The organism is Streptomyces sp. NPDC043738, from assembly GCF_056436545.1.
The window spans coordinates 111213-114838 of record NZ_JBWKCJ010000028.1; the positions used below are offsets into that span (position 1 = coordinate 111213).

Annotated in this window: 5 protein-coding genes; all 5 read right to left on the bottom strand. The window is 73.1% G+C overall.

Annotated elements, in window-relative coordinates:
- Window positions 1-123 precede the first annotated feature (123 nt).
- Window positions 124-999: an EI24 domain-containing protein gene (locus tag AC0680_RS29915; protein WP_478634816.1), complete on the bottom strand. Its 876-nt coding sequence runs from the start codon at window positions 997-999 to the stop codon at window positions 124-126.
- 209 nt (window positions 1000-1208) lie between these two features.
- Entirely contained in the window at window positions 1209-2219 is a 1011-nt protein-coding gene (gene dapD, locus AC0680_RS29920; protein WP_478634819.1) for a 2,3,4,5-tetrahydropyridine-2,6-dicarboxylate N-succinyltransferase, read from the bottom strand.
- A gap of 128 nt (window positions 2220-2347) precedes the next feature.
- Window positions 2348-2887: a TetR/AcrR family transcriptional regulator gene (locus AC0680_RS29925; RefSeq protein ID WP_478634822.1), complete on the bottom strand. Its 540-nt coding sequence runs from the start codon at window positions 2885-2887 to the stop codon at window positions 2348-2350.
- Complete coding sequence (locus AC0680_RS29930; RefSeq protein WP_478634825.1) at window positions 2887-3207, bottom strand: DMT family transporter; 321 nt, start codon at window positions 3205-3207, stop codon at window positions 2887-2889. Before AC0680_RS29930 ends, AC0680_RS29925 begins: the two co-directional genes overlap by 1 nt.
- 254 nt (window positions 3208-3461) lie before the next feature.
- A partial coding sequence (locus AC0680_RS29935; protein ID WP_478634849.1) for a transposase occupies window positions 3462-3626 on the bottom strand: 165 nt, incomplete at its 5' end.

The window sequence follows — 3626 nt, forward strand, 5'->3', positions numbered from 1 at the left end:
AAAAAAGAAAGGAGCGAGACCGCGGCTCCTCGCAGCCCCCCCCCCCCCCCCCCCCCCCCCCCCCCCCCCCCCCCCCCCCCCCCCCCCCCCCCCCCCCCCCCCCCGCTCCGTGTCACGAGGAGTTCACCAGCCGGTCGGCGGCTGCCGCGGCGGCTGCCCCGGGTGCGCCGGCAGGTCGCCGGGCGCCGGGCCGAAACCGCCCTGCGGCGCGGGCTGCTGGCCGTACGGCGCCGCAGCCGGATCCGGCTCCGGCGGCTGCTCCTCGTCCGGCACCAGGTCCCGCACCAGCAGCGTCGCGCCGGCCACCGCGCCGGGCATCAGCACCACGGCGATGAACGGGATCAGGAACAGCAGCACGAGCGGGGTGCCGAAGCCGACCGCGAGCGCCTTGCGGCCGCGCAGCATCCGCAGCCGTTCGCGCACCGGGATGTTCCGGCGCTGCATCGCCACCGAGGTCAGCTCGACGGCGAGGAAGAAGCCCGAGACGCAGAAGCCGATGGCCGGGATCACCGTCTGCCCGATGAACGGGACGAAGCCGAGGACGAACAGCAGGATGCCGAACCCGGCGGCCCGCAGCAGCACATGGACGCTGTCCCGCAGCGCGATCCAGATCTCCTGCCACAGCGGCCGGTCCGTGCCCGGCGGGCAGTCCCCCTCGCTCTCCTCCACCTTCTGCGACAGCGACTCGTAGAAGGGGTCGCCGATCAGCAGCGTGACGGCCGTGAAGGTCAGCACCGACAGCATCAGCCCGCCGGCGAACAGCAGCGCCACGAACACCCCGCGCAGCAGCCCCTGCCAGGGCGATCCCCAGTCGTCGGCGAACGGGGTGGCCCAGGCGGCGAGGTCGCCGGACCAGATGGCGAGCACGGTGAGCACCGCGGCGTAGAGCACCAGCGCGATCAGCGCCGGGATCAGCCCGAAACCCCACCACCGGCCGTGCTGGGCAACCCAGCGCTGGCCCTTGCCCAGATACCGCATCCCCGCCGCAAGATCACGCATGGCGCACAGCCTATCGGCGCCCGGCGCGACCCAGGGGCGCGGGGCGCCGGCGGGGGCGGCGGGGAGGGCGGCAACCTCCGGCGGGGGGGGGGGGGGGGGGGGGAGGGGGGGGGGGGGGGGGGGGGGGGGGGGGGGGTGGGGGGGGGGCTACCACTCTCTGGGGGTTGGGGGGATCCCCCCCCCGGGCCCGCCGGTGTGGCCGTGCACGGTCAGTTGTGGCTGTGCAGAATCTCGTTGAGTCCGCCCCAGACCGCCTTGTTCGGGCGGGCCTCGACCGCACCGGTGGTGGAGTTGCGGCGGAAGAGGATGTTGTCGCCGCCGGAGAGCTCCAGGGCCTTGACGATCTGGCCGTCGGGCATGGTGACGCGGGTACCCGCGGTCACGTACAGACCGGCCTCGACGACGCACTCGTCGCCCAGCGCGATGCCGATGCCCGACTCGGCGCCGAGCAGGCAGCGCTCGCCGATCGAGATGATCTGCTTGCCGCCGCCGGACAGGGTGCCCATGGTCGAGGCGCCGCCGCCGATGTCGGTGCCGTCGCCGATGACCACGCCCGCGCTGATCCGGCCCTCGATCATGGAGGTGCCCAGGGTGCCGGCGTTGAAGTTGACGAAGCCCTCGTGCATGACGGTGGTGCCGGCCGCGAGGTGCGCGCCCAGGCGCACCCGGTCGGCGTCCGCGATCCGCACCCCGGCGGGCGCGACGTAGTCGGTCATCCGCGGGAACTTGTCGACGCTGGTGACCTGCAGATGCTGGCCGTCGGCGCGGGCGTTGAGCCGCACCGTCTCCAGCTGGTCGACGGCCACCGGACCCAGCGAGGTCCAGGCGACGTTCGCCAGCAGGCCGAAGATGCCCTCCAGGTTCTGCCCGTGCGGCTTGACCAGCCGGTGGCTGAGCAGGTGCAGGCGCAGGTAGGCGTCGTGCGCGTCCAGCGGCTTGTCGTCGAGGGAGGCGATGACCGTACGGACGGCGACGACCTCGACATCGCGGACCGGGTCGGGACCGATCGCCTTGAGGACGGCGGCACCCAGCAGTTCGGTGGCGCGCTCGTCGTCGAGGCGCTCGGTGCCGGCCGGGCCGGGGCCCTCGGCGGTCACGGCGACCAGCTCGGGCGCCGGGAACCAGGTGTCGAGAACGGTGCCGTCGGAGGCGACGGTGGCGAGCCCGGCGGCGACGGCGCCGGTGGTACGGGCGGTACGGGAGGAAGCAGCATCGGTCATGTTCGAAACCTAACCGGAGGGCGCCCGCGGAGGCGAACCGGTCTCAGCGATCGGGCCCGGGCCGTACGGTCGCACAACGGCGTTCGTAGGGCCGCACAAGCCGCTCCGCCGCGCCCCCGGCCGCCGCCTCAGCCCAGCACCCCGGCCAATCCGGCCCGCACCGCGGCGGGTTCGAAGGGCTGGCCGGTCAGCAGGTGCTGCAGCAGCAGCCCGTCGGTGAACGCCACCACGGCCCGCGCGGTGCGCACATCCGCGATCCGCCGTCCGAGCAGAGCCACCATCTCGTCCAGGCACTCGGCCGCGATCGGCCGTACCGCCGGATGCCGCAGCGCCGCCAGATACAGCTCGTACTCCAGCTCCACCCGTGCGCGGTCCCCCGCGAGCGTGCGCTCGACCAGCGCGGCCACCTCGTCGGCGAGCGGCGCCGTCAGGTCGATCCCGTCGACCCAGCGCGCGTAGTCGGCCAGCCACTCGCCGTTGACCTGCCGCAGCGCGGCGATCAGCAGGTCGTCGAGGGTCGCGAAGTGGTACGTCGTCGAGCCGAGCGGGACATCCGCCGCGGCGGCCACCGCGCGGTGGCTGAGCCCGGCGATCCCCCGTTCGCCGACCACCACGATCGCCGCGTCGATGATCCGCTGCCGGCGGCCGGGGTCGTAGCGCCGGGGCATCAGTGCGCCCCGTCGAGATTGAGCACCACGACCCCGGCGATGACCAGGAGGACCCCGAGGATCTTGAGCGCACTGGTGCTCTCCCCCAGGAACACCATCCCGATCGCCGCGATCACGGCCGTCCCGGCGCCGGACCAGATGGCGTACGCGGTCCCCACGCTCATCGACTTCAGCGTCTGGGCGAGCAGGGCGAACGCCAGCAGATAGCCGAGCGCGGTCCCCAGCGACGGCCACAGCCTGCTGAAGCCGTCGCTGTACTTCATCGAGGTGGTCGCCAGGATCTCGGACACGATCGCGCAGGCGAGCGTCACATAGGCCATGCGTACGAGCGTACACAACGTTGCGTACGCGCGTACATATCGCGCGCTCAGCCCGCCTTGGGCGCCAGCCGGGCCAAGGCGCCCGCCAACGCCTCGACGCGGGGCCGGTAGCGGGTGTTCTGGAACGCGCGGATCAGCCATCCGCCCTCCGGGTCGCGGGTCATGACGTAGGTCTGGACGGAGAGCGCACGGCGGCCGGGCCGGGTCGCTTCCCCTTGAGGACTCTCGCGGATCTGACCGTAGTTCCGTGAAGCTCATGGCTGGGTGAGGATGCGGGTCCGGAGGAGTTCGAACGAGGCCCGGCCGTACATTGCTCTCTTGAGCGTTTTGATCCTGTTGACGTGGCCTTCGACGACGCCTGAGCTCCAGGCGTGGGTGAGGCCGGCGGTGACGGCGTCGAGGTCGCGGCGGAGGAAGCC